22 protein-coding genes, 7 tRNA genes and 2 pseudogenes are annotated in these 24,225 nt (G+C 51.7%); 9 read left to right on the top strand and 22 right to left on the bottom strand.

Annotated elements, in window-relative coordinates; all coding sequences use genetic code 11:
• Nucleotides 1-361 precede the first annotated feature (361 nt).
• The 5 genes from lnt to miaB form a co-directional block, all read right to left on the bottom strand.
• The gene (gene lnt, locus HV107_RS16770) at nt 362-1,900 is read right to left on the bottom strand and encodes an apolipoprotein N-acyltransferase (RefSeq protein WP_182060026.1); all 1,539 of its coding nucleotides are present in this window, start codon (nt 1,898-1,900) and stop codon (nt 362-364) included.
• A 5-nt stretch (nt 1,901-1,905) separates the two neighbouring features.
• Nucleotides 1,906-2,784 carry a CNNM family magnesium/cobalt transport protein CorC gene (gene corC, locus HV107_RS16775; RefSeq protein ID WP_182060027.1) on the bottom strand — a complete coding sequence of 293 codons (879 nt, stop codon included), beginning with the start codon at nt 2,782-2,784 and terminating at the stop codon, nt 1,906-1,908.
• Between the two features lie 89 nt (nt 2,785-2,873).
• Entirely contained in the window at nt 2,874-3,341 is a 468-nt protein-coding gene (gene ybeY, locus HV107_RS16780) for an rRNA maturation RNase YbeY (protein ID WP_003858677.1), read from the bottom strand.
• Entirely contained in the window at nt 3,338-4,384 is a 1,047-nt protein-coding gene (locus tag HV107_RS16785) for a PhoH family protein (RefSeq protein WP_182060028.1), read from the bottom strand. The genes ybeY and HV107_RS16785 overlap by 4 nt, the downstream gene beginning before the upstream one ends.
• A gap of 154 nt (nt 4,385-4,538) precedes the next feature.
• Nucleotides 4,539-5,963, bottom strand: coding sequence for a tRNA (N6-isopentenyl adenosine(37)-C2)-methylthiotransferase MiaB (gene miaB / locus HV107_RS16790; protein WP_182060029.1), 1,425 nt, complete (start codon nt 5,961-5,963; stop codon nt 4,539-4,541).
• Between the two features lie 135 nt (nt 5,964-6,098).
• On the opposite strand from miaB, the gene ubiF reads away from it, so the two are divergent.
• Nucleotides 6,099-7,274, top strand: coding sequence for a 3-demethoxyubiquinol 3-hydroxylase (ubiF, locus tag HV107_RS16795; protein ID WP_182060030.1), 1,176 nt, complete (start codon nt 6,099-6,101; stop codon nt 7,272-7,274).
• Nucleotides 7,275-7,365: 91 nt separating this feature from the next.
• Here the strand turns inward: ubiF and HV107_RS16800 are convergent.
• The 12 genes from HV107_RS16800 to nagB all read right to left on the bottom strand — a co-directional run bounded on the left by HV107_RS16800 (nt 7,366) and on the right by nagB (nt 14,235).
• Nucleotides 7,366-7,440: transfer RNA gene (locus HV107_RS16800), tRNA-Gln, on the bottom strand.
• A gap of 36 nt (nt 7,441-7,476) precedes the next feature.
• A tRNA-Gln gene (locus tag HV107_RS16805) sits at nt 7,477-7,551 on the bottom strand.
• 44 nt (nt 7,552-7,595) lie between these two features.
• Nucleotides 7,596-7,672, bottom strand: a tRNA-Met gene (locus HV107_RS16810).
• 16 nt (nt 7,673-7,688) lie between these two features.
• Nucleotides 7,689-7,763: transfer RNA gene (locus HV107_RS16815), tRNA-Gln, on the bottom strand.
• A gap of 32 nt (nt 7,764-7,795) precedes the next feature.
• Nucleotides 7,796-7,870: transfer RNA gene (locus HV107_RS16820), tRNA-Gln, on the bottom strand.
• A 23-nt stretch (nt 7,871-7,893) separates the two neighbouring features.
• A tRNA-Leu gene (locus HV107_RS16825) sits at nt 7,894-7,978 on the bottom strand.
• An 8-nt stretch (nt 7,979-7,986) separates the two neighbouring features.
• Nucleotides 7,987-8,063 (bottom strand) — tRNA-Met (locus HV107_RS16830).
• A gap of 226 nt (nt 8,064-8,289) precedes the next feature.
• The gene (gene asnB, locus HV107_RS16835) at nt 8,290-9,954 is read right to left on the bottom strand and encodes an asparagine synthase B (RefSeq protein ID WP_182060031.1); all 1,665 of its coding nucleotides are present in this window, start codon (nt 9,952-9,954) and stop codon (nt 8,290-8,292) included.
• A gap of 249 nt (nt 9,955-10,203) precedes the next feature.
• Nucleotides 10,204-10,956: a ribonucleotide monophosphatase NagD gene (gene nagD / locus HV107_RS16840; protein WP_166717394.1), complete on the bottom strand. Its 753-nt coding sequence runs from the start codon at nt 10,954-10,956 to the stop codon at nt 10,204-10,206.
• A 45-nt stretch (nt 10,957-11,001) separates the two neighbouring features.
• Nucleotides 11,002-12,222 carry an N-acetylglucosamine repressor gene (locus HV107_RS16845; protein WP_182060032.1) on the bottom strand — a complete coding sequence of 407 codons (1,221 nt, stop codon included), beginning with the start codon at nt 12,220-12,222 and terminating at the stop codon, nt 11,002-11,004.
• 8 nt (nt 12,223-12,230) lie between these two features.
• Entirely contained in the window at nt 12,231-13,379 is a 1,149-nt protein-coding gene (nagA, locus tag HV107_RS16850) for an N-acetylglucosamine-6-phosphate deacetylase (RefSeq protein ID WP_182060033.1), read from the bottom strand.
• Nucleotides 13,380-13,434: 55 nt separating this feature from the next.
• A complete protein-coding gene (nagB, locus tag HV107_RS16855; protein ID WP_014069347.1) occupies nt 13,435-14,235 on the bottom strand; it encodes a glucosamine-6-phosphate deaminase in 801 nt (266 codons plus the stop codon).
• 326 nt (nt 14,236-14,561) lie between these two features.
• Between nagB and nagE the strand changes: the two genes are divergently transcribed.
• From nagE to chiQ, 4 genes are all read left to right on the top strand, one after another.
• Nucleotides 14,562-16,583 (top strand): N-acetylglucosamine-specific PTS transporter subunit IIBC, encoded by a 2,022-nt coding sequence (gene nagE, locus HV107_RS16860; RefSeq protein WP_182060034.1) that lies wholly within the window; start codon nt 14,562-14,564, stop codon nt 16,581-16,583.
• Nucleotides 16,584-16,754: 171 nt separating this feature from the next.
• A complete protein-coding gene (gene glnS / locus HV107_RS16865; RefSeq protein WP_182060035.1) occupies nt 16,755-18,422 on the top strand; it encodes a glutamine--tRNA ligase in 1,668 nt (555 codons plus the stop codon).
• A gap of 448 nt (nt 18,423-18,870) precedes the next feature.
• Nucleotides 18,871-20,268, top strand: coding sequence for a chitoporin ChiP (chiP, locus tag HV107_RS16870; RefSeq protein WP_182060036.1), 1,398 nt, complete (start codon nt 18,871-18,873; stop codon nt 20,266-20,268).
• Between the two features lie 47 nt (nt 20,269-20,315).
• On the top strand, nt 20,316-20,645 hold the full coding sequence (gene chiQ, locus HV107_RS16875) for a ChiQ/YbfN family lipoprotein (RefSeq protein ID WP_182063535.1): 330 nt from the start codon (nt 20,316-20,318) through the stop codon (nt 20,643-20,645).
• Between the two features lie 139 nt (nt 20,646-20,784).
• Here chiQ and HV107_RS27340 read toward each other — a convergent pair whose 3' ends face one another.
• Entirely contained in the window at nt 20,785-20,910 is a 126-nt protein-coding gene (locus tag HV107_RS27340; protein ID WP_259349633.1) for a hypothetical protein, read from the bottom strand.
• A 120-nt stretch (nt 20,911-21,030) separates the two neighbouring features.
• On the opposite strand from HV107_RS27340, the pseudogene HV107_RS16880 reads away from it, so the two are divergent.
• The 3 genes and pseudogenes from HV107_RS16880 (at nt 21,031) to HV107_RS16890 (ending at nt 22,157) form a co-directional block, all read left to right on the top strand.
• A pseudogene (locus HV107_RS16880) lies at nt 21,031-21,257 on the top strand (type II toxin-antitoxin system prevent-host-death family antitoxin).
• A 130-nt stretch (nt 21,258-21,387) separates the two neighbouring features.
• Nucleotides 21,388-21,840, top strand: coding sequence for an STM2901 family protein (locus HV107_RS16885; RefSeq protein ID WP_182060037.1), 453 nt, complete (start codon nt 21,388-21,390; stop codon nt 21,838-21,840).
• Nucleotides 21,840-22,157, top strand: coding sequence for a DUF1493 family protein (locus tag HV107_RS16890; protein WP_182060038.1), 318 nt, complete (start codon nt 21,840-21,842; stop codon nt 22,155-22,157). Before HV107_RS16885 ends, HV107_RS16890 begins: the two co-directional genes overlap by 1 nt.
• Before the next feature lie 24 nt (nt 22,158-22,181).
• Here the strand turns inward: HV107_RS16890 and HV107_RS16895 are convergent, their stop codons facing one another.
• Together HV107_RS16895 and HV107_RS16900 are read right to left on the bottom strand one after the other, a co-directional pair.
• Entirely contained in the window at nt 22,182-22,664 is a 483-nt protein-coding gene (locus HV107_RS16895; RefSeq protein ID WP_182060039.1) for an Hcp family type VI secretion system effector, read from the bottom strand.
• A 137-nt stretch (nt 22,665-22,801) separates the two neighbouring features.
• A complete protein-coding gene (locus HV107_RS16900) occupies nt 22,802-23,074 on the bottom strand; it encodes a hypothetical protein (protein WP_182060040.1) in 273 nt (90 codons plus the stop codon).
• Between the two features lie 115 nt (nt 23,075-23,189).
• Between HV107_RS16900 and HV107_RS16905 the strand changes: the two are divergent.
• Nucleotides 23,190-23,525, top strand: a pseudogene (locus HV107_RS16905) (transposase); the annotation flags it as partial.
• Nucleotides 23,526-23,577: 52 nt separating this feature from the next.
• Here the strand turns inward: HV107_RS16905 and fur are convergent.
• Together fur and HV107_RS16915 are read right to left on the bottom strand one after the other, a co-directional pair.
• On the bottom strand, nt 23,578-24,024 hold the full coding sequence (gene fur / locus HV107_RS16910; protein WP_014069352.1) for a ferric iron uptake transcriptional regulator: 447 nt from the start codon (nt 24,022-24,024) through the stop codon (nt 23,578-23,580).
• Entirely contained in the window at nt 24,017-24,103 is an 87-nt protein-coding gene (locus HV107_RS16915; RefSeq protein WP_182063536.1) for a ryhB-regulated fur leader peptide, read from the bottom strand. Before HV107_RS16915 ends, fur begins: the two co-directional genes overlap by 8 nt.
• Nucleotides 24,104-24,225 lie beyond the last annotated feature (122 nt).

Here is a 24,225-nt window from a genome sequence, read left to right on the forward strand (position 1 = left end):
CTTTTTTATCAGCGCCAGTGACGCATTGATACCCATTGTGATGTTGTTATATCTCGCGCTATGCGAGTGCAGTGTTATGCAAGCTTGTTAACATTTAGTTTGGCTTAATGTAAAGATTTTGCTGCGTTATTGTTTATTTTTGCGAAGCGCGCCGCACCATTCAGAGGCAAAAATCTCCCGTTGCACCGTTTCGGTGCTACCGGCGATCTACGCTGGTGCGACCAGGTTGTACGTTAAGCCAAATTGCGTTTGCGTTAATATACAAAGCAATAGACGTGCCAAAGTGGGAGTCTGGAGGAATTGTCGAACATGGGAAAACAGGCCGGGTAAGCGTCAGCGCCACCCGGCAGAGGAGGGGGGATTATCTGCGACGCTGACGAAGGCTCATCAACACGGCACCAAAACCAAACAGCGCGGTCAGGATCCACAGCGGCCAGTTGCCGGTACGGGCGTATGGCGTCAGTCCGGTGGTCGGCGTAACTTTCGTGGTCAGCACTTCACGGGTGAACTGCGGGATCATGGCCTGAATTTCACCTTGCGGGCCAATCACTGCGGTAATGCCGTTATTGGTGCTACGCAGCAGCGGACGCGCCAGCTCCAGGGAGCGCATACGCGCCATCTGGAAGTGTTGCCACGGGCCAATCGATTTCCCAAACCACGCATCGTTAGAGATGGTCAGCAGATAGTCGGTGTCCGGGCGGAAGTTATCGCGCACCTGCTCACCGAGGATAATTTCGTAGCAAATGGCTGCCGTCAACGCAAAACCGTGCGCGTGCAGCTGAGGTTGAACGTATGGACCACGGCTAAAAGAGGACATCGGCAAATCAAAGAACGGCGCCAGTGGACGCAGAATCGATTCCAGTGGAACAAATTCGCCGAAGGGGACCAGGTGATTCTTGTTATACCGATCGGTGGAGTTATAGCTGTATTCGCTGTCTTTGCCGAGCGTGATTATTGTGTTGTACGTGTCATAACGGTTCTGCGGATTCAGACGCGCATCGACAATCCCGGTAATCAGCGTGCTGCCGCGTGCGCGAAGCAGGTCATTCATCATGTTCAGGAACGGCTGCTGGTTGATTTCCAGGTCAGGAATGGCGGATTCCGGCCAGATAATCAGCTGCGATTTTCCCATCACCTGCTCGGTCGCGCCGGCATAGATTTTCAGCGTGTTGATAAGCTGCTTTTCGTCCCACTTCATTGCCTGCGGGATATCGCCTTGCACCATCGATACCTGCGTTGCCCGTGCGGGCTCCAGGGTAAACCACTGGATGTAACGCAGCGGGAAGGGCAGGGCGAACAGGACCAGTGCCGTAACCAGCGGTTTCCAGCTGCGCATCATAAGCGCAAGCACCAGCAGGCCACTGACCACCATCAACAGGAAGTTAATCGCCTCTACGCCCATTACCGGGGCCAGCCCTTTTAACGGACCATCAATCTGGCTGTATCCGAACTGCAACCACGGGAAGCCGGTTAATACCCACCCGCGCAGGAACTCTGTGATCTGCCAGACAACCGGTGCTGCGATAGCGACGCGAAGCCAGGTCGTTTTTGGCCACAGGCGAGAAAGGATACCTGCGAACAGACCGGTGTAGAGTGAGAGATAGGCGGCAAGCAGCACAACCAGGAAGACGTTAACCGGGCCCGGCATCCCGCCAAACTGCGCGATGCTGACATAGACCCAGTTAATGCCAGAGCCAAACAGCCCCAGACCCCAGAAGTAGCCAATGGCTGCGGCCTGCACAGGACGGCGGTTCAGGGTTAACCCCTGTAGCCCCATCAGGGAAATAATGGCGGCAGGCCAGATATCGTAAGGAGAAAAAGCCAGCGTACCGCTGGCTCCGAGTAACAGCGCCAGCAGCAGTCGGACGCGCTGGCGTTCAAGTAATGGGGCAAATGCCATTTAGATTAATCTTCCAGTTTTGGCACCGGTGAATCATCCGGCGTTCTGACATGAACCTGAATAATACGTCGGCTGTCGGCCATCGCGACTTTGAATTGGTAACCGTCGATGTCAACGGTTTCTCCGCGTGCCGGAAGGTGCCCAAAGGCCTGCATCACCAGACCGCCAATGGTATCGACCTCTTCATCGCTGAAGTGCGTACCGAAGGCGTCGTTGAAGTCTTCAATCGAGGCCAGCGCGCGCACGGTCCAGGTGTGGCGGCTGAGCTGACGGAAGTCGATATCTTCTTCTTCGTCGTACTCGTCTTCGATTTCGCCCACGATCAGCTCAAGAATATCTTCGATCGTGACCAGACCCGACACGCCGCCGAATTCATCAATAACAATCGCCATGTGGTAGCGTAGAGAGCGGAATTCTTTCAGCATCCGATCCACACGCTTGCTTTCCGGCACAACCACGGCCTGACGTAACACTTTTTCCATACTGAAGGCTTCGGCATCGCTGCGCATAAACGGCAGCAGATCTTTCGCCATCAAAATCCCTTCGATGTGATCTTTATCTTCGCTGATAACCGGGAAACGCGAGTGGGCAGACTCGATAATGACATCGAGGCACTCGTCGAGCGTTTGGTTGCGTTTCAGGGTGATCATCTGCGAGCGGGGGATCATGATGTCGCGGACGCGCTGGTCGGCGATGTCCATGACCCCTTCGAGCATTTCGCGCGTATCTTCGTCGATAAGGTCGTTTTGCCCGGAATCACGAATCAGCTCCAGCAACTCATCACGGTTTTTCGGTTCGCCGTGGAAAAGCTGGTTCAGAATGAGGGAGAAAAATCCCTTTTTACTGGTTGTCGTGTCGCTACTGTGTGAATTGTCGTCGCTCATGGCGTTTGTTAAGGGTTCTCTTGTAAGTTCAACGTTTACCGCCGCGCGATATCCTTACGCGGCGGCATGTTAGCCGGTCTGTTGACTGACTATTCTTTCTCGGCAATGTACGGATCCTCATAGCCCAGAGCAAGCATTATCTCTGTCTCGAGGGACTCCATCTCTTCCGCTTCGTCATCTTCAATATGATCGTAGCCCAGCAAATGCAGGCTGCCGTGTACGACCATATGTGCCCAGTGGGCCTCAAGCGGTTTTTGCTGCTCTTTGGCTTCCTGCTCTACCACCTGACGGCAGATGATCAAATCACCCAGTAGCGGCATCTCGATACCCGGCGGGGCTTCAAACGGGAAAGAGAGCACGTTGGTAGGCTTATCTTTACCGCGGTAGGTCAGATTAAGCTCATGGCTTTCCGCTTCATCCACCAAACGAATCGTGACTTCTGATTCTTCCTGAAACTGGGGGATGACCGCATCCAGCCATTTCTGAAATTGCGCCTCTTCCGGCATTCCAGAATTATCTTCACAGGCCAGCTGTAAATCGAGGATCACCTGACTCATTTTTGTTCTTGCTCCTGCGCTTCGCGCTTACGTTCTGCGGCCAGTTCGGCCTTTCGCTTCTGCTCTGCTTCTTCCCACGCTTCATAGGCGTTGACGATGCGCGCCACCACCGGGTGACGTACCACGTCTTCGCTGTGGAAGAAGTTGAAACTGATTTCGTCCACTTCGGCCAGCACTTCGATGGCTTGACGCAGGCCGGATTTGGTGCTGCGCGGCAGGTCAATCTGGGTCACGTCGCCGGTGATAACGGCTTTTGAATTAAAGCCGATACGCGTCAGGAACATCTTCATCTGTTCGATGGTAGTGTTCTGGCTCTCATCCAGAATGATGAAGGCATCATTGAGGGTACGGCCACGCATGTAAGCGAGGGGAGCCACTTCGATAACGTTACGCTCGATCAGTTTTTCAACTTTCTCAAAGCCGAGCATTTCGAACAGCGCGTCGTACAGCGGGCGCAGGTACGGGTCGACTTTCTGGCTCAGGTCACCTGGCAGAAAGCCCAGTTTCTCGCCCGCTTCAACTGCCGGACGGGTCAGCAGAATACGACGGATATCCTGACGCTCCAGCGCATCCACTGCCGCGGCGACCGCCAGATAGGTTTTCCCTGTACCGGCCGGACCCACGCCGAAGGTGATGTCATGGTCGAGGATATTCGCGATGTACTGCGCCTGGTTTGGCGTACGCGGTTTAATCACGCCACGCTTGGTCTTGATGTTAATCGCCTTGCCATAGTCAGGCACGCTTTCAGCGCTCTGCTCAAGCACACGTGCCTCTTTAATGGCGAGGTGGATCTGTTCTGGCTCGATATCCTGAGTCTGGCCGCGCATCGGGGCGGTATCGACATACAGACTGCGCAGAATGTCCGCAGCCGCATTGACGCAAATAGTGCGTCCGGTGAGTTTGAAATGGTTATCGCGACGATTGATTTCGATACCCAGACGTCGCTCCAGTTGTTTGATGTTGTCATCAAACGGCCCGCACAGGCTCAGCAGGCGAGCGTTGTCTGCAGGCTCAAGGCTAATTTCACGCGTGTCTATATTCAAACCGTTCCTCTTTGAGTGTTTTGTAGGTCTGGCATCATAAAACTGTCATTACCGAAAGTATTCACGCCACAGAATAAAGGCGCAAGCATTGCAATCGATATTGGGTGCGAAGAGAGGAAATACAAGGCCTGCCAGAAAGGCAGGCCTGAACGAATTAAGGCTGATAGATACCCACGCCAGAATCGTTTTCTTTACGGGTACGGGAGATAACGGATTCCGGAGATTCAGCAATGCGCAGGCCCATTTCATCCTCGGTACGCACAAGCTTCGCGCGCAGCGAGTTGGTCAGCACTTCGACAATCTCGACGTCCACGAATTTCCCGATCATATCCGGGGTGCCTTCGAAGTTCACCACGCGGTTGTTTTCGGTACGACCAGAGAGTTCCATAATGCTTTTGCGGGACGTGCCTTCAACCAGAATGCGCTGGACAGTGCCGAGCATCCGACGGCTCCAGGCGTTGGCCTGCTGGTTGATGCGCTCCTGGAGAATATACAGACGCTGTTTTTTCTCTTCTTCCGGTACATCGTCAACCATATCGGCTGCCGGGGTGCCAGGACGTGCAGAGAAGATAAAGCTGTAGCTGACATCGAAATTCACGTCACCGATCAGCTTCATGGTGCGCTCAAAGTCATCGGTGGTTTCGCCAGGGAAGCCGACGATAAAATCTGAGCTAATCTGGATATCCGGGCGTGCGTCAAGCAGCTTGCGGATGGTGGATTTGTATTCCAGCACCGTATGTGGGCGTCCCATCAGATTCAGCACGCGGTCAGAACCACACTGAATAGGCAGGTGCAGGAAGCTCACCAGTTCCGGCGTGTCGCGATAAACATCGATGATGTCATCGGTAAATTCCATCGGGTGGCTGGTGGTGAAGCGAATGCGGTCGATACCGTCAATGGCAGCCACCAGACGCAGTAGCTCAGCAAAGCTACCGGTGCTGCCGTCATAGTTCTCGCCACGCCAGGCGTTAACGTTCTGGCCCAGCAGGTTCACTTCGCGTACGCCCTGTGCGGCAAGCTGCGCAACTTCAAACAGAACGTCATCTGCCGGGCGACTGACTTCTTCACCGCGGGTGTAAGGCACCACGCAGTAAGTACAGTATTTGTTGCAGCCTTCCATGATAGAGACGAACGCGGTCGGGCCATCAGCGCGTGGCTCCGGCAGACGATCGAATTTTTCGATTTCCGGGAAGCTTACGTCAACAACCGGGCTACGATTGCCGCGAACCTTATTGATCATCTCAGGCAGGCGGTGCAGGGTCTGAGGGCCAAAGACGATATCCACATAGGGGGCTCTCTGGCGGATCAGTTTCCCTTCCTGCGACGCAACGCAGCCGCCAACACCGATGATCAGGTCCGGATTTTTTCGTTTGAGAAGTTTCCAGCGACCTAACACATGAAAGACTTTTTCCTGCGCTTTTTCACGAATTGAACAGGTGTTCAGCAGCAACACATCGGCTTCTTTCGGATTTTCAGTCAGCTGGTATCCGTGGGTTGTATCCAGCAGATCGGCCATCTTGGATGAATCGTATTCGTTCATCTGACAGCCCCAGGTTTTTATATGGAGTTTTTTAGTCATCGACTTGCTCAGCTCAGGATTGCAAGCCGCGTATTGTAATGCTTTGGTGCGGTTGTGACCAGTATGAAGGTTGTCAACCTCCTGCCCCTAAAAATCCGGTAAACTTAAGGGATTCTGCAATAAGGAAAATTGACCATGACACTCCAACAAACCGAAATTGCCGTTGTCGGCGGCGGTATGGTCGGCGGCGCACTGGCGCTGGGACTGGCGCAGCAGGGATTTGAGGTAACGGTCATTGAACAGGCCGCGCCTGTGGCATTTGATGCGACAGCAAAACCCGATGTCCGTATTTCTGCGATCAGTGCCGCTTCTGTCGATCTTCTCCGTGGGTTAGGCGTATGGGATGCCGTGCTTGCGATGCGGGCGCATCCCTACAGTCGACTCGAGACATGGGAGTGGGAAAATGCCCATGTGGTGTTTGATGCCGCCGAGCTGAAATTACCGCGGCTGGGTTATATGGTGGAAAACAACGTCCTGCAACAGGCGCTATGGCAGGCACTGGAGGCACACCAGAAGGTGACGTTGCGTGTCCCTTCGTCGCTCAAGGCGCTGCATCGTCATGAAGGCGGATATCACCTGACGCTGGATAATGATGATGAACTCACCGTGAAGTTGGTGGTGGGGGCTGATGGCGCGAACTCGCAGGTCAGACAAATGGCGGGGATCGGCGTTCATGCCTGGCAGTATCAGCAATCCTGTATGTTAATCACCGTGCAGTGTGAAAATGACCCGGGTGAGAGCACCTGGCAACATTTCACGCCGACCGGCCCACATGCCTTTTTGCCGCTTTTTGACAACTGGGCATCCCTGGTGTGGTACGACAAACCGGCGCGTATTCGCCAGTTGCAGGGGCTTTCGATGGCGCAACTGCAACATGAAGTTATGCGCCACTTCCCGGGCCGTCTGGGGCATGTGACGCCGGTTGCTGCAGGAGCATTTCCGCTGACCCGCCGACACGCATTGCAATACGCTCAGGAAGGGCTGGCGCTGGTCGGGGACGCGGCGCATACCATTCACCCACTGGCAGGGCAGGGTGTGAATCTGGGGTATCGTGACGTTGAAGCGTTGCTGGATGTATTAACCAGCGCACGTGCGCACGCTGAACCCTGGGCGAGCCAGCAGGTACTTAAACGTTATCAGACGCGTCGTATGGCGGATAACTTCGTTATGCAATCGGGGATGGATCTGTTTTACGCCGGGTTTAGTAACGACTTAGGGCCGGTGCGAGTTTTGCGTAATATTGGGCTGATGGCGGCAGAGCGTGCCGGTGGTCTGAAGCGTCAGGCGCTGAAGTATGCGTTAGGCCTCTAAGACTTTTCCCTCTCCTGCAGGGAGAGGGCATCAGGCCGGACGATACAACAAAAACAAAAAAGCCCGCAAAGCGGGCTTTTTTGTTACTAAGTGGCTGGGGTGCAGGGATTCGAACCCCGGAATGCTGGTATCAGAAACCAGAGCCTTACCGCTTGGCGACACCCCAATTGCGTTAAACAATCTGCTTAACGACTTTTAAAATTGGCTGGGGTACGAGGATTCGAACCTCGGAATGCTGGTATCAGAAACCAGAGCCTTACCGCTTGGCGATACCCCAACAATTTTTTCTAGCTTACCGATATAATCGATAATGTACTAATTTGGTGGCTACGACGGGATTCGAACCTGTGACCCCATCATTATGAGTGATGTGCTCTAACCAACTGAGCTACGTAGCCAAACTGCATTCTTCGATGGCTGGGGTACCTGGATTCGAACCAGGGAATGCCGGTATCAAAAACCGGTGCCTTACCGCTTGGCGATACCCCAATACCGCGGAGAACCGCAAAATCGAAGAAATATGGCTGGGGTACCTGGATTCGAACCAGGGAATGCCGGTATCAAAAACCGGTGCCTTACCGCTTGGCGATACCCCATCCGTGCAACGCTTACTTGGGAATGGTGCGGGAGGCGAGACTTGAACTCGCACACCTTGCGGCGCCAGAACCTAAATCTGGTGCGTCTACCAATTTCGCCACTCCCGCAAAAAAGATGGTGGCTACGACGGGATTCGAACCTGTGACCCCATCATTATGAGTGATGTGCTCTAACCAACTGAGCTACGTAGCCATCTTTTTTTCGCGTTACCTTATCGGCGTTGCGGGGCGCATTATGCGTATAGACCCTTGCAGCGTCAACACCTTTTTCATCGAAAATAGCCGGAATGTGACTGTTTGGTTAGGTTGCGAACAGCGTGGCCGAATATTCGGCAATTATTGGTTATGAATCATTTTTGTCCAGCAAAATACAGTGCAAAAAAAACAGGCCCCGGAGGGCCTGTTAGTCATTCAGATGATCATTTATATGCCGACTGGTGAACACCTACAGCACGCCCTGACGGGTCGTTCATGGATTTAAACGATTCGTCCCATTCAATCGCTTTAGCGGAAGAACAGGCAACTGACGGGCCACCAGGCACACATTCCGCAGCACTTGGTACCGGGAACAGTTCTTCAAAGATTTCACGGTACAGATAGGCTTCTTTGGAGCCCGGCGTGTTGTACGGGAAGCGGAAGCTGGCGGTTTCCAGTTGTTGATCGGAAACCTGTTTTGCCGCCACCTCTTTCAGGGTGTCGATCCAGCTGTAGCCTACGCCATCAGAGAACTGCTCTTTCTGACGCCACGCAACGCTTGCCGGCAGGTAGGACTCAAAACATTCACGAAGGATATGTTTTTCCATTTTGCCGTTGCCGCACATTTTATCCTGCGGATTAATACGCATGGCCACGTCGAGGAATTTCTTATCGAGGAACGGCACGCGAGCTTCCACACCCCAGGCCGACATCGCTTTGTTGGCACGCGCACAGTCAAACATATGCAGCGCCTGAAGTTTGCGGACCGTCTCTTCATGCAACTCTTTGGCATTCGGCGCTTTATGGAAGTACAGGTAGCCACCGAATACTTCATCAGAACCTTCGCCAGACAGCACCATCTTAATGCCCATCGCTTTGATCTTACGGGACATCAGGTACATCGGCGTAGAGGCGCGGATGGTGGTCACATCATAGGTTTCGATGTGATAGATAACATCGCGGATCGCATCCAGGCCTTCCTGCACGGTGAAATGAATTTCGTGGTGCACAGTCCCGAGGTGGTTTGCCACTTCCTGCGCGGCTTTCAGGTCAGGTGCGCCTTCCAGGCCAACGGCAAAGGAGTGCAGCTGTGGCCACCAGGCTTCTGAACGCTCCTGATCTTCCACACGACGTGCGGCAAATTTCTTGGTGATGGCGGAAATCACAGAGGAATCCAGACCACCGGAAAGCAGCACGCCGTAAGGCACGTCTGACATCAGGTGACTTTTAACGGAGTCTTCCAGCGCCTGACGCAGCTCGGCTTTGTCGGTCACGTTGTCTTTCACTGCATCATAGTCGAACCAGTCGCGCTGGTAGTACTGGCGGATCTCGCCGTCTTTACTCCACAGGTAGCTACCCGCCGGGAACTCTTTAATGGTGCGGCAAACCGGCACCAGGGCTTTCATTTCAGAAGCCACGTAGAAGTTACCGTGTTCATCGTGGCCCATATACAGCGGGATAATCCCGATGTGATCGCGGCCAATCAGGTAAGCGTCTTTTTCGCTGTCATACAGCACGAAGGCGAACATACCTTGCAGGTCGTCCAGAAACTCTGGCCCTTTCTCCTGATACAGCGCGAGGATAACTTCGCAGTCAGAACCGGTCTGGAAAGCGTAGCGGTCGCCGTATTCGGCGCGCAGCGCCTGATGGTTATAGATTTCACCGTTCACAGCCAGCGCGTGCGTTTTTTTCTCGTTATACAGCGGCTGTGCGCCCGCGTTGACGTCAACAATAGACAGACGTTCGTGCGCCAGAATCGCTTTATCGCTGGCGTAAACGCCTGACCAGTCCGGGCCGCGATGGCGCATCAGGCGGGACAGTTCAAGAGCCTTTTTACGCAGTTCGCCCGCGTCAGTTTTAATATCCAGCACGCCAAAAATTGAACACATAACCTTCTCCGTTAACCCTGTTGCTTTGTAATGTTGCTTGCTTATGAAAATGCCGCAAAGGGGGATGGCGCGCAAGGGTTTTACGGGGTAAAACGGAAATAGTGCAATGGCGATTGACGAATGTTGAAAAAAGAGTATGTCCTGAACGCTTTTATTGATGATTATGCAATGAATGATGATTTTTGTTAGATGGTACTGTGTTTATCAGGGCCAAAAATGAAAAACCACGCCCTGAGGCGTGGTTTTGAGTCAGATGACATCAATTTCATCGACAGAGGGGTAAATCCAGCTCGGCCGGAACGGCATGGAGTCGATATCGTCGAGTGTGGATACACCGGATAGTACGAGGATCGTCTCAAGACCGGCCTGGAAACCGGCCAGAATGTCGGTACGCAGGTTATCACCCACAATCACGGTCTGCTCGGAATGCGCCTGCATTTTGTTCAGTGCAGCGCGGATGATCCACGGGCTCGGTTTACCGACAACAAACGGTTTCCGGCCAGAGATTTTTTCGATACCGGCACACAGCGCCCCGCAGGCCGGATAAAAACCACGGCCGTGGGTATCCGGGTTGGTTGCGATAAAGCGCGCACCGTTGGCGACAAAGTACGCTGCTTTATGCATCATCTCCCAGTTAAAGGAGCGCGTTTCACCCACAATCACGAAGTCCGGGTTCACATCAGTAATGGTAAAGCCCGCTTTATACAACTCGTGGATCAGCGCGCCTTCGCCCACCACGTAGGCTTTTTTCCCTTCCTGACGTTTCAGAAAATCAGCCGTTGCCATTGCCGAGGTATAAAACACAGTGTCCGGTACGTCGACACCCGCTGTAGCAAAACGGTTTGCCAAATCCTGACCTGTCTGGGAAGGGTAGTTCGTGAGAAGAACCAGTGGCATTCCTTTGTCGATGATGCGGTGTAAAAACTCCGCAGCACCCGGCACGGCAACGTTGTCGTGCATCAGCACGCCGTCGATATCACAAATTACATTCTTAATGGTCATGGACAATCCGACATCAAAAAAAGAAGGCGTTACTATAAGATCCGATCAGGATTCCAGCAAATGTTGCAGCAGGATCCCGTTAAGCATGGCGCGTTTTACCAGCGCGAAAGCACCAATCGCTGAGCGGTGATCCAGCGTTGAGCGTACCACCGGCAGGTTCTGGCGGAACGCTTTCAGCGCCTGGGTGTTAATACAGCCTTCAATAGCCGGTAATAACACTTTTTCTGCTTCTACGATTTCGCCCGCGATCACCACTTTTTGCGGGTTAAACAGGTTGATGGCAATGGCAATGGTTTTACCCAGGTGGCGTCCAACCTGTTCGATAACTTCACAGGCCAGCGCGTCGCCTTTGTTGGCGGCTTTGCAAATTGCGCCAATTTTGCAGTCGTCGAGGGTCACACGGCTTTGGTAGCCCTGTTCAAGTAAGTGACGGACCCGATGTTCTATCGCGGCATTGGCGGCGATAGTTTCAAGGCAGCCGAAATTACCGCAGTGGCAGCGCTCGCCAAGCGGCTCAACCTGAATGTGGCCAATCTCGCCAACGTTACCGTTGCGGCCAATAAAAATGCGACCATTAGAGATAATACCTGCGCCCGTACCACGGTGAACACGCACCAGAATAGAGTCTTCGCAGTCCTGACTCGCACCAAAATAGTGCTCTGCCAGCGCCAGAGAACGAATGTCATGGCCGACGAAGCAGGTCACTTTAAAGCGTTTTTCCAGCGCCTTGACCAGCCCCCAGTTCTCTACCTGAATATGTGGCATATAGCGAATCACACCACTTTCGGGATCGACCAGACCCGGCAGGATTACCGAAATAGCAATCAGCTCGCGGATCTTGCGCTGACAGGTTTCAATAAATTGCGCGATGGTATTAAGCAGCGCATGCTCAAGCGTTTCCTGGGTGCGTTCCGGCAGCGGATAATGTTCTTCGGCAATGGCTTTACTGCTCAGATCGTAGAGCGTAAGCGTGGTGTCATGACGGCCAAGGCGGACGCCAATAGCCTGGAAATTGCGGGTTTCGGTAACAATGGAGATAGCGCGGCGGCCCCCGGTGGAGGCCTGCTGATCGACTTCTTTTATCAGGCCGCGCTCAATAAGCTGACGTGTAATTTTTGTCACACTGGCAGGAGCAAGCTGGCTTTGTTCGGCTATCTGAATACGTGAGATTGGCCCGTGCTGGTCAATCAGGCGATAAACTGCCGCGCTGTTAAGTTGTTTAACGAGATCGACATTACCGATTTGAGCTTGTCCGCCTGGTGTCATACTTTTACTTACTCAGTGACGACCTCGTTACCATTAACGATGGTCTTAATAATTTTATATTCGTGTGTGAACGCTGTCAGGTTTGCAATCATACCTGGCGCAATCCCACCGAGTTGTTTATCCACGCCCATTGCGCGAGCCGGATAAAGTGTTGCCATGCGTAGCACTTCATCAAGCGCGATACCGCAATGTTCAACCAGGTTACGCACCCCTTCGATCATTGTCAGCGCAGAGCCACTCAGCGTGCCGTTTTCGTCCACACACAGTCCATTGCGGTAGTATATTGTTTTACCAGCAAAAATGAACTGGTCAATATTTGCCCCTGCCGGTGCAGTTGCATCCGTTACCAGACACAGCTTATCGCCTTTCAGACGCTTGGCATTACGGATGTTGGTGTAATCGACGTGTAACCCATCGGCAATAATACCGCAGTAAACGTCTGGCTCGTCCAGAATCGCGCCGACCAGACCCGGTTCACGGCCGGTAATGTATGGCATGGCGTTATAAAGATGGGTCGCAAAGGTAATGCCTGCACGGAAGCCGATTTTAGCTTCTTTCACTGTGGCATTAGAGTGGCCGGCAGACACCACAATCCCGGCCGCAGCCAGTTTGCTGATAACCTCTGGCCCGGTCATTTCAGGTGCCAGCGTCACTTTGGTGATCACATCGGCGTTGGCGCACATGTAATCGACCAGCTCGGCATCCGGTTTGCGCACATAATCCGGGTTATGCGTGCCTTTCTTGACCATATTCAGCCACGGCCCTTCAAGGTGCAGACCCAGTGCCTGATTAGGATATTTTGCCAGGTACTCGCGCATCACGCGGATACCTTTTTTCATCAGTTCATCGCTGCTGGTGATAAGCGTTGGCAGATAGCTGGTGCAGCCCGATTTCTCATTGGCTTTTTGCATGATTTCCAGCGTTTCAACGGTCACTGCTTCTGCTGTGTCGTTAAACTGCACACCGCCGCAGCCGTTAAGCTGAACATCGATAAAACCGGGGGAGATAATTGCTCCATTGAGTGAGCGTTGTTCAATCTCCGGCGGCAGTTCAGCCAACGGACAGATACGTTCAATCAGGCCATTCGCGATAACAATCGCGTGGTCATCCAGAATTTCATGGCCGGTATAAATCCGACCGTGGGTTAAAGCGTACATAACGACCCCCGGTTTAAAAATGCGACCGCCTCTTCGCAAAGAGGCGGTTATTCAATTACAGACCTTTGATGTTCTCAGCTTCTAACTCGTTGAAGTATTTCAGCGTCTTCACTTTCAGTTCCATGGTGGATGGTTCGTCACACACAATAACTGATTTCGGATGCAGTTGGAGGCAACTGATTGTCCACATGTGGTTAACGTTGCCTTCAACGGCCGCCTGGAGCGCCTGCGCTTTCACGCCGCCCAGCACCAGAATCATCACTTCTTCGGCATCCAGCAGGGTGCCCACGCCAACGGTCAGGGCGTACTTTGGAACCTGGTTAACATCGCCGTCAAAGAAGCGTGAGTTTGCCACGCGAGTGTCATGGGTCAGCGTTTTAATACGCGTACGGGAAGCCAGGGAAGATGCGGGTTCGTTGAACGCGATATGCCCATCGTTACCTACGCCACCCATGAACAGGTGGATTTTACCGTATGCGCGGATTTTTTCTTCGTACTGACGGCATTCCGCATCAATATCAGGCGCGTTTCCATTCAGCAGGTTAATATTTTCAGCAGGGATATCAACGTGATCAAAGAAGTTGCGGTGCATGAAGCTGTGATAGCTCTCAGGATGTTCCTTTGGCAGGCCAACATATTCATCCATGTTGAAGGTGACAACATGTTTGAAGCTAACCTGGCCCGCTTTGTGCATTTCAACTAATGCTTTGTACGCAGTCAGCGGCGTGCCGCCAGTCGGAAGACCAAGAACGAAAGGACGATCGGCGGTTGGTTTGAACGCATTAATGCGGTTAACGATATGACGAGCGGCCCATTTACCGACTTGTTCAGCTGTTGCCAGGGGAATCAGTCTCATTGTTCACCTCTAGAGTTAAAGTAAAAAAGTGGGCGGATGATTACTGGAGCCTGAACTAAGCGTAACCTGGAACCTTTCAGGCCGGATCAATCCGTCTTGATTTTTTGAATGATAAAATAAGTTTTCGCTGTTAGCCAGTGAAAGGGAGGGTTAATAACGATATTTGGTGACAAAAATCACAAAAAGTACGTATTTAATTTGCGATACGAATTAATTTTTCACACACTCAGAATGCCAGTGAATCATCAACCATATGTATAGGTTAATGACACAATAAAAACACAGCTGAGAACGTGCCTTAAACGGGGTCTCATAGGGGGAAGAAAGTGAGTATTCTAGGTTATTTACAAAAGGTTGGTCGCGCACTGATGGTGCCGGTCGCCACTCTGCCTGCAGCAGCGATATTAATGGGTATCGGTTACTGGATTGACCCGATAAGTTGGGGCGGTGATAACGCTCTGGCGGCACTGTTTATCAAATCGGGCGCCGCCATTATCGAACACATGTCAGTCCTGTTCGCGATTGGTGTGGCTTATGGTATGTCCAAAGATAAAGACGGTGCAGCTGCGCTGACCGGCTTTGTCGGTTTCCTGGTGTTAACCACCCTCTGCTCCCCAGCAGCAGTGTCCATGATTCAGAAAATCCCTCTGGATCAGGTTCCCGCCGCATTCGGGAAAATTGAAAACCAGTTCGTGGGTATCCTCGTCGGTATCATCTCTGCTGAACTGTACAACCGCTTCAGTGGCGTTGAGCTGCCAAAAGCGCTGTCCTTCTTCAGCGGTCGCCGTCTGGTGCCGATCCTGACCTCCTTCCTGATGATTGTTGTGGCATTCATCATGATGTACATCTGGCCGGTTATCTTTGATGGTCTGGTGAACTTCGGTGAGCACATTCAGAAACTGGGTTCTGTCGGTGCGGGCGTGTATGCGTTCTTCAACCGTCTGTTGATCCCGGTTGGTCTGCACCACGCGCTGAACTCCGTATTCTGGTTTGACGTTGCGGGTATTAACGATATCCCTAACTTCCTGGGTGGCGCACAGTCCATCGAAGCAGGTAAAGCGGTTGTGGGTATCACCGGTCGTTACCAGGCGGGCTTCTTCCCAATCATGATGTTCGGCCTGCCGGGTGCAGCGCTGGCTATCTACCACTGCGCGCGTCCAGAGAACAAAGCGAAAGTGCTGGGTATCATGATGGCGGGTGCGTTCGCAGCCTTCTTCACCGGTATCACCGAGCCGCTCGAATTCTCCTTCATGTTCGTGGCACCAGTACTGTATGTGATCCACGCTGTGCTGACCGGTATCTCTGTGTTTATCGCGGCAAGCATGCACTGGATTGCGGGCTTTGGCTTCAGTGCGGGTCTGGTGGATATGGTGCTTTCTTCCCGTAATCCGCTGGCAACCCACTGGTGGATGCTGATCCCACAAGGTCTGGTGTTCTTCGCTATCTACTACGTGGTGTTCCGTTTCACTATCACCAAATTCAACCTGATGACTCCGGGTCGTGAACTGGCCGTGGCCGGTAGCGAAGCGGATGGTCAGGATGTGAATGTGAGTGGTGCTCAGGATCAGGACGTATCAGGTCTGGCGCGTCAGTACATTGCCGCTGTCGGCGGTTCTGACAACCTGACCGGCATTGATGCCTGTATCACCCGTCTGCGTCTGAACGTAAAAGACTCTTCCCTGGTGAACGAAGCGCTGGCAAAACGCCTGGGCGCGTCCGGTGTTATCCGCCTGAACAAAACCAGCGTGCAGATTATCGTTGGCTTCGTAGCAGAAAAAATTGCTAACGCCATGAAAACCACCGGGCCGGTAGCGGCAGCAGCAACTTCTGCTCCAGCAGCAGCAGCGCCAGCAGCGGCAAAACCTCAGGCTGTACCAAATGCAACCACCATTGCTGCACTGGTTTCCCCAGTGACCGGTGAAGTGGTTGCCATTGAGCAGGTTCCTGACGAAGCCTTCGCCAGCAAAGCTGTCGGCGACGGTGTGGCGGTGAAACCAACGGAAAAAACCGTGGTATCTCCGGCAGCCGGTACGATTGTGAAAATCTTCAACACCAACCACGCGTTCTGCCTTGAAACTGAAAAAGGCGCGGAAATCGTCGTCCACATGGGCATCGATACCGTTGCGCTGAACGGTAAAGGCTTTACCCGCCTGGTGGAAGAGGGTGCAGAAGTGGTCGCAGGCCAGCCGATTCTGGAAATGGATCTGGACTTCCTGAACGCCAACGCGCGCTCGATGATAAGCCCGGTTGTTTGCAGCAACATCGACGACTTCAGCGGCCTGGTGCTTCAGGCGAAAGGTCAGGTGGTTGCAGGTCAGACACCACTGTATGAGATTAAAGGCAAGTAATCGCTCCTGAGTAGAGTCTGTGCCTTAAGCGGCGGGGGTTATCCTCCGCCGCTTTTTTTTGCAGCATTTGCCCCCATTATTTACGTCCTGGACGTTTTAAAGGGTTGTCACTGCGCCCTGCTTATAAGATCATATGCCGTTATACGTTGTTTACGCTTTGAGGAACCTACGATGAGTGAGGCTGAAGCCCGCCCGAGTAACTTTATCCGTCAGATCATTGATGAAGATCTGGCCAGTGGTAAGCACACCACAATTCATACCCGTTTTCCGCCGGAGCCGAACGGCTACCTGCATATTGGTCATGCGAAATCTATCTGCCTGAACTTTGGCATTGCGCAAGACTATAAAGGGCAGTGCAACCTGCGTTTCGATGACACCAACCCAGTAAAAGAAGACATCGAATACGTTGAGTCCATCAAGAACGACGTGCAATGGCTGGGCTTCAACTGGTCTGGTGATATCTGCTACTCCTCTGACTATTTCGATCAGCTGTTTGCTTACGCAGTAGAGCTTATCAACAAAGGTCTGGCGTATGTCGACGAGCTTTCTGCCGACGAAATCCGTGAATACCGCGGCTCGCTGACCGCTCCGGGTAAAAACAGCCCATACCGCGACCGCAGCGTAGAAGAGAACCTGGCGCTGTTTGAAAAAATGCGTGCTGGTGGTTTCGAAGAAGGCAAAGCCTGTCTGCGCGCCAAAATCGATATGGCGTCACCGTTCATCGTGATGCGCGACCCGGTGCTGTACCGCATTAAGTTCGCTGAACACCACCAGACGGGCAACAAGTGGTGCATCTACCCGATGTACGACTTCACCCACTGCATCAGCGATGCGCTGGAAGGGATCACTCACTCACTGTGTACGCTGGAATTCCAGGACAACCGTCGTCTTTACGACTGGGTGCTGGATAACATCACCATTCCTGTGCATCCGCGTCAGTACGAGTTCTCTCGTCTGAATCTGGAATACACCGTGATGTCCAAGCGCAAGCTGAACCTGCTGGTCACCGACAAGCACGTTGAAGGCTGGGATGACCCACGGATGCCGACCATCTCTGGCCTGCGTCGTCGTGGTTACACCTCTGCGTCAATCCGCGAGTTTTGCAAACGTATCGGCGTCACCAAGCAGGATAACACCATTGAGATCGCCTCTCTGGAGTCCTGCATCCGTGAAGATCTGAACGAAAACGCACCACGTGCGATGGCGGTTATCGATCCGGTTAAACTGGTTATCGAAAACTACCCGCAGGGTGAAAGCGAGCTGGTGTCTATGCCTAACCATCCGAGCAAACCGGAAATGGGCAGCCGCGACGTGCCGTTCAGTGCGGATATCTGGATTGACCGCGCTGACTTCCGCGAAGAAGCCAACAAGCAGTACAAGCGTCTGGTACTGGGTAAAGAGGTGCGCCTGCGTAACGCCTACGTGATCAAAGCTGAGCGCGTAGAGAAAGACGCAGAAGGCAATATCACCACTATCTTCTGTACCTATGATGCAGAGACCCTGAGCAAAGATCCGGCTGATGGCCGTAAAGTGAAAGGCGTTATCCACTGGGTGAGCGCAGCACACGCGCTGCCGGTTGAAATCCGCCTGTACGACCGTCTGTTCAGCGTACCTAACCCAGGTGCTGCGGATGACTTCCTGGCAACCATCAACCAGGAATCTCTGGTTATCAAGCAGGGCTTTGCTGAACCTTCACTGAAAGATGCTGAAATCAGTAAAGCGTACCAGTTTGAACGTGAAGGTTACTTCTGCCTGGACAGCCGTTACAGCACCGCAGAAAAACTGGTATTTAACCGTACTGTGGGTCTGCGTGATACCTGGGCTAAAGTCGGCGAATAATAACGCTTGCCTGGTCAATGAGAAACAAACGCCGCTTATTGCGGCGTTTTTTTATTTAATGATCATGCCATTAACGGCATGGCAAAAGCGATATTGAGAAATATACAGGTCAATGAGCTGCTACTTATTTTTCTCAAAAAAAGTTTGTGAATTTACGGAAAGACAAAACAGGTGAAAATAAACGCAAACCTCTGTTATTACCCTCTGAATTTAATCGCTTTCCCCCGTAAAACCTCGCTTCGCGCGAAGTGTTACAAATCGCTACCAATTATGTGCACTTCGTCATAATCCTGACTTTTGCCCGCTAAAAAGCATTGATAATTCGCGTCGCGAAAAATACCCTAAAGACGGTAGTTAATTCGAGGGTATTTCTAACTACCCCTGACCATTTGGTCTTTTATATTTTTCGCCGTTTTAGGCGTTTTAATTCGTCAAAGAGGAATAATCTATGCGTACGTTCAGTGGCAAACGTAGTGCGCTGGCGCTGGCTATTGCCGGTGTGACAGCAATGTCGGGCCTGGTTGTCGCTCCAGAAGCTAAAGCGGCAGGTTTCATTGATGATTCTACGCTCACGGGCGGTATCTATTACTGGCAGCGTGAACGTGACCGTAAGGACGTCACTGAAGACAAATACAAAACCAACCTTTCTCACTCCACCTGGAACGCCAACCTGGATTTCCAGTCGGGTTACGCCGCCGATATGTTCGGCCTGGATATTGCGGCATTCACTGCAATAGAAATGGCGGAAAATGGCGACAGCGGTCACCCGAACGAAATTGCATTCTCTTCCAGCAACAAAGCGTATAAAGAAGACTGGTCAGGAGATAAGAGCGGAGTCAGCCTGTATAAGGCCGCTGCGAAATTCAAATATGGCCCGGTATGGGCACGTGCGGGTTATATCCAGCCAACCGGACAAACGCTGTTAGCGCCACACTGGAGCTTTATGCCTGGTACTTATCAGGGGGCAGAAGCTGGCGCGAATTTTGACTACGGCGATGCGGGCGCACTGAGCTTCTCGTATATGTGGACCAACGAGTATAAAGCGCCGTGGCATATTGAGATGGATAAGTTTTACCAGAACGATAAAAAAACCAAAGTTGATTATCTTCACTCGCTGGGCGCGAAGTACGATTTCAAAAACGACCTGGTTCTTGAAGCCGCATTTGGTCAGGCTGAAGGCTATATCGACCAGTATTTTGCCAAAGCAAGCTACAAGTTTGATATTGCTGGCAGCCCGTTGAGCACCAGCTATCAGTTCTACGGTACACGCGACAAAGCCAGCAGCGATACGGTAAACGATATATACGACGGCACGGCGTGGTTGCAGGCTTTAACCTTCGGCTACAAAGTGGGCCAGGTCGATTTACGTCTTGAAGGGACATGGGTGAAGGCTGAAGGCCAGCAGGGTTACTTCCTGCAACGTATGACCCCAACCTATGCGTCCTCTAATGGTCGTCTGGATATCTGGTGGGATAACCGTTCAGACTTCAACGCCGATGGCGAAAAAGCCGTCTTCTTCGGTGCCATGTATGACCTGAAAAACTGGAATCTGCCGGGCTGGGCGGTGGGGGCTTCCTACGCTTACGCATGGGATGCAAAACCTGGCGATATGGCCACACCAGACGCGTACTACGACCCGAACTATCGTCTGAAAGAGTCCTCTTACAGCCTGGATGCGATTTACACCCTTCAGGATGGTCGCGCGAAAGGCACGATGTTCAAACTGCACTTCACTCAATACGACAACCACTCCGATATCCCAAGTTACGCGGGCGGTTACGGCAACATCTTCCAGGATGAACGTGACGTGAAATTCATGGTGATTGCCCCGTTCACAATCTTCTGATGAACAGACCGGCGGGTTAAGTCCCGCCGGAATGGAGACTGAAAATGATGAAAAAAATCATAATCGTCGCGATGCTGGCATCGGGGCTGGTGGCTTGTGCGCAGACTCAGGCACCAAAAGAGGACTCGCGTCTGAAAGAGGCTTACAGCGCCTGTATTAATACAGCTGAAGGCTCGCCAGAGAAAATTGAAGCCTGCCAGAGCGTGCTTAATGTGCTGAAGAAAGAGAAGGCGCATGAGCAGTTCGCAACTCAGGAAAACGTCCGCGTGATGGATTACCAGGCCTGTATCCAGGCGCGTAAAACCGGAAACGATCAGGAAGTGGCAAAACGTTGCGATCAGATCTGGAAAGAGATTCGTAGCAATAACAGTAATTAACTCGCTGTTATCATGCCCGGTGGCGCTACGCTTACCGGGCCTGGAACGTTGTCATAGCCCGGCAGGCATAACGCCACCGGGCTTTTTTATGCCAGATAACAGGCAAAAAAAAAGCCGTCCCCGAAGGGACGACTCTGGGTTACTTGGTCTGAGTCATTACGTTGACCTGGAAGGTATTGCCGGAGATGTTAATCCCTGGGCCTTCGGAGGCAACGAACGACTTCAGAACAACGAGTAACACCACCGTTAAGATGGAATTTCTCATTTCTTCGCTCCTTTTCTGGAGCTATGTGGTGCTGCTTAATTTGAGTTTCCCGCTTTGCCTACGACCTCTCAACGCTTCCTCTGCTTAAACATCGTAAGTTTTACTCACCCAGAGTTCTCAATGCGAGTTATTAGCTACAGCGTAGCCAGTAAAAACTTGTCGGTGACTATGCGGCAAATAATAGAGGATCATGCGCCGGTTCTCATCGTTCACCAGAGCGGTGAATCATGCGTCCTGATGTCGCTGGAGGAGTACAATTCGCTTGGGAAACTGCATATCTGATGCGCTTACCGACGAACGCCAAACGCCTGATGAACGCTATTGAGAGCTTTAAAGCTGGTGGCTGAACGCGCATCTGACCATCTTCAGTACTGAAAGCGAGCCATTTTCTGATTTTTTTCGAAAATAGAACCCGCCTTTTATCCTTGTTATTAGTAAGGGTTTAACCTTACCCTTATTTGATTAAGGGATTATGAAATGGACACTGTAGAGGAACTTGGAGGGACGTATTTCTATCACGGGAATGCGAACGTATCCCCACAGGAGCTTTTTTTGCTGATATTCGTGGAGGGTTTGGCGAACCATCTGGGCGTAACAGTGGAGACTGCTGCAACTATCCTGGCGGGTCAACCTATTTTGCCCAAGCGTAAGGTGCTGGGTGCCTCAGGTTCGCGTACAAGTATTGCCTCCAAGGTGGCGCGCCGTATTTTAAAGGGAGCCCGTTTTCCTGAAGGTGTGAGGGTGGAGACTATCATTGGTATGGGTAGATCAAGGCAGACAAATAATGTTGGGGCCGTTGTGGGAAGGGCGGTTCCGTTTGTTGGGTATGCCCAGGCGGTGATCATCTTTGCCCTTGTGGCCAGAGAAACCAGAAACAAGTACAACCTCATAGCCCGACCGAAAGATCGGATTGCCTGGACATATTTCTAATGTTGTTGCCAGATGAGCAGGAGTTTTTAAATTACATCACTGAGAACTACAGTGAGCGCAAGCGTCCAGCCCAGAAGGATTGGAGCTTTCAGGAGCATTTCAATCTCGTACCCGAAGATTTAGAGGATATGCTGCTCGACCTTTTCAACCGGTATGGGATTGAGTACAGCAAGTTTGTCATGGACAGCTACTTTGAGCCGGAACTGTTTTGGTTTCAGTTTGGGCTGAGAAAGAAGTTTCGTGATCGACAGTACAAGCCGCTGACTCTCGAAATGTTTATTGAGTCTGCCAAAGCAGGTTACTGGCTGTATGACTAAGGGGCTTTGCGCCCCTTACGATGTTTACGCGGACTGGCGTTCGTTCCAGGCGTCACTAAAGATAATATTCCCGTCGTTATGCTTCCAGGTAATCTTCTCGTAACGAAGTTCGACTGTTTCCATGTGGTTTTCGTTAGGGTTATCGCCTGGAGCCATTGCTGGCGAGATAGAAACGACCCGCACACCTTCAAGGAGCATGTTGAAGTATTCCTCCTCCTGACCTTGATAGTTGATGCGGTACCATTTTATTTCAGCTGATACCAGACTCTGGCCGGTGGCTACTGCTTTATAGAGGTATGGGCTTGAGCAATCGAATTCTTTGATGATCAGCATAGGTGAGTGCATGCGGGTACCGGTTATTTTGCCGGTGGCGTTATCTGTTGGGATCATGAGGTTGTGGTGGAACCCTTTAACCTCGATACTGCATTCTCTGTCCTGGACATCAACTCCGCCTTTGATTAATGCACCGCCGTCGTCCTTAAGCCATAAGTAAGCTGGTATAGACATTTTTTCTTATTTCCTTATTTTGTCGAATAATTTCATTGTTAAGAGATAAATAACCTTCGTGTTGAGAAGGTTGGTGGTTATCGGATAAGTGCTGGCATTACCACCGTCCACCACCTCTATCTATACTCGGGCTATGTTTATCGGCCTCTCATCTCACCGATAGATTTAACGTTCGGTATGGTCTGCATCTTCTCGACAGGGTCGTTACACAGATACTCTTCATGTTTCCGTATCGGGTTAGCATCTGCATCGAGCAGTTCAGAAACAAGAATTGCAGGTCCATCATCATCGAATGTAATGAGGTGGTAAAACGAGTAAGTGCCTCCCATTTCAGCGTATTCGACAAACTCGGTTTTTAAAGCAGGTAACCCCAGGCTATATCGAATAGCGTCACCTTTAACTTCGCGCACTTCAGCTCAATCGAGTGATCTTTTTATATGGTTAATAAAGGCAAGCCTATGCCCGTTACAAGCATCGAAGTAGAAACCAGATCATGTTTATGACCAGTACTGTCATTTTCAGATAATGACCAGGTGTTATTTAATCAAAAATACCGTGTATGTGCTGAAAACGGCACTGAAAGAGCTGTGGTATGCGCCGAATGAACAGGAGTCGATTCAGCGCGGGAATGAATGGTACAGACAATGCCAGGAAAGCGGCATAAAGGCGCTGAAGCAGTTCGCTGAAAAACTAAAGGGAAATGTTGGCGGGATAATAGCGAGTGCAAGGCACAGACTAAATACTAGCGTACTGGAAGGGATGAACAATAAGATCAAGGTGATAAAGAGAATGGCATACGGATACCGGGAAAACGACTACTTCTTCCTGAAAATAAAAGCAGCGTTCCCCGGTAAAGCGCGATCAACAAAAAAAAAGCCAACCTTTCGGCTGGCTCAGAGTATGAACATAGCACTTACTTCGCGTCGTGCGCGTGATCATTTTCGCGGCAATCGCCTTCCGCACAGTGGCCGTACAGGTACAGGCTGTGGTTGGTCAGACGGATGCCATGACGGGCCGCGATTTCACGCTGGCGCGCTTCGATAGAGTCATCACTAAATTCAATGACCTTGCCACAGTCGAGGCAGATCAGGTGATCGTGATGGTGTTGCTGAGTCAGTTCGAAAACAGATTTACCGCCTTCGAAGTTATGACGGGTAACAATGCCCGCGTCATCAAACTGGTTCAGCACGCGATAAACGGTCGCCAGCCCAATTTCTTCACCCATGTCGATAAGACGCTTATAAAGGTCTTCCGCACTGACATGGTGATTGTCTGGTCCCTGAAGCACTTCAAGGATTTTTAACCGAGGAAGCGTAACTTTCAGGCCAGCCTTCTTTAATGCGGTGTTGTTGTCAGTCATGCGGAATCTGTCCTGTTGCTAAACGATTCACTTCTAAGGAGGAAGTGACAGAGAATGCACTTGGGATAATGCGTATCATTATAGAACTGCCATGTCTAAATGAAAACTGCAAGTCTCAAGCAAAGTATGCTTATAAAAACGTGGTATCACCAACAAACTTGTTCGATGGCATCCACGTTTTACCAAGGGGATATTGTACAG

This window comes from Enterobacter sp. RHBSTW-00175, assembly GCF_013927005.1.
GTDB lineage: Bacteria > Pseudomonadota > Gammaproteobacteria > Enterobacterales > Enterobacteriaceae > Enterobacter.

Excerpts from the sequence above, each read along its gene's own strand:
- lnt (WP_182060026.1), bottom strand. The coding sequence starts at position 1,900 with ATGGCATTTGCCCCATTACTTGAACGCCAGCGCGTCCGACTGCTGCTG.
- corC (WP_182060027.1), bottom strand. The coding sequence starts at position 2,784 with ATGAGCGACGACAATTCACACAGTAGCGACACGACAACCAGTAAAAAG.
- ybeY (WP_003858677.1), bottom strand. The coding sequence starts at position 3,341 with ATGAGTCAGGTGATCCTCGATTTACAGCTGGCCTGTGAAGATAATTCT.
- miaB (WP_182060029.1), bottom strand. The coding sequence starts at position 5,963 with ATGACTAAAAAACTCCATATAAAAACCTGGGGCTGTCAGATGAACGAA.
- ubiF (WP_182060030.1), top strand. The coding sequence starts at position 6,099 with ATGACACTCCAACAAACCGAAATTGCCGTTGTCGGCGGCGGTATGGTC.
- asnB (WP_182060031.1), bottom strand. The coding sequence starts at position 9,954 with ATGTGTTCAATTTTTGGCGTGCTGGATATTAAAACTGACGCGGGCGAA.
- nagD (WP_166717394.1), bottom strand. The coding sequence starts at position 10,956 with ATGACCATTAAGAATGTAATTTGTGATATCGACGGCGTGCTGATGCAC.
- HV107_RS16845 (WP_182060032.1), bottom strand. The coding sequence starts at position 12,222 with ATGACACCAGGCGGACAAGCTCAAATCGGTAATGTCGATCTCGTTAAA.
- nagA (WP_182060033.1), bottom strand. The coding sequence starts at position 13,379 with ATGTACGCTTTAACCCACGGTCGGATTTATACCGGCCATGAAATTCTG.
- nagB (WP_014069347.1), bottom strand. The coding sequence starts at position 14,235 with ATGAGACTGATTCCCCTGGCAACAGCTGAACAAGTCGGTAAATGGGCC.
- glnS (WP_182060035.1), top strand. The coding sequence starts at position 16,755 with ATGAGTGAGGCTGAAGCCCGCCCGAGTAACTTTATCCGTCAGATCATT.
- chiP (WP_182060036.1), top strand. The coding sequence starts at position 18,871 with ATGCGTACGTTCAGTGGCAAACGTAGTGCGCTGGCGCTGGCTATTGCC.
- chiQ (WP_182063535.1), top strand. The coding sequence starts at position 20,316 with ATGAAAAAAATCATAATCGTCGCGATGCTGGCATCGGGGCTGGTGGCT.
- HV107_RS27340 (WP_259349633.1), bottom strand. The coding sequence starts at position 20,910 with ATGAGAAATTCCATCTTAACGGTGGTGTTACTCGTTGTTCTGAAGTCG.
- HV107_RS16885 (WP_182060037.1), top strand. The coding sequence starts at position 21,388 with ATGGACACTGTAGAGGAACTTGGAGGGACGTATTTCTATCACGGGAAT.
- HV107_RS16890 (WP_182060038.1), top strand. The coding sequence starts at position 21,840 with ATGTTGTTGCCAGATGAGCAGGAGTTTTTAAATTACATCACTGAGAAC.
- HV107_RS16895 (WP_182060039.1), bottom strand. The coding sequence starts at position 22,664 with ATGTCTATACCAGCTTACTTATGGCTTAAGGACGACGGCGGTGCATTA.
- fur (WP_014069352.1), bottom strand. The coding sequence starts at position 24,024 with ATGACTGACAACAACACCGCATTAAAGAAGGCTGGCCTGAAAGTTACG.
- HV107_RS16915 (WP_182063536.1), bottom strand. The coding sequence starts at position 24,103 with ATGATACGCATTATCCCAAGTGCATTCTCTGTCACTTCCTCCTTAGAA.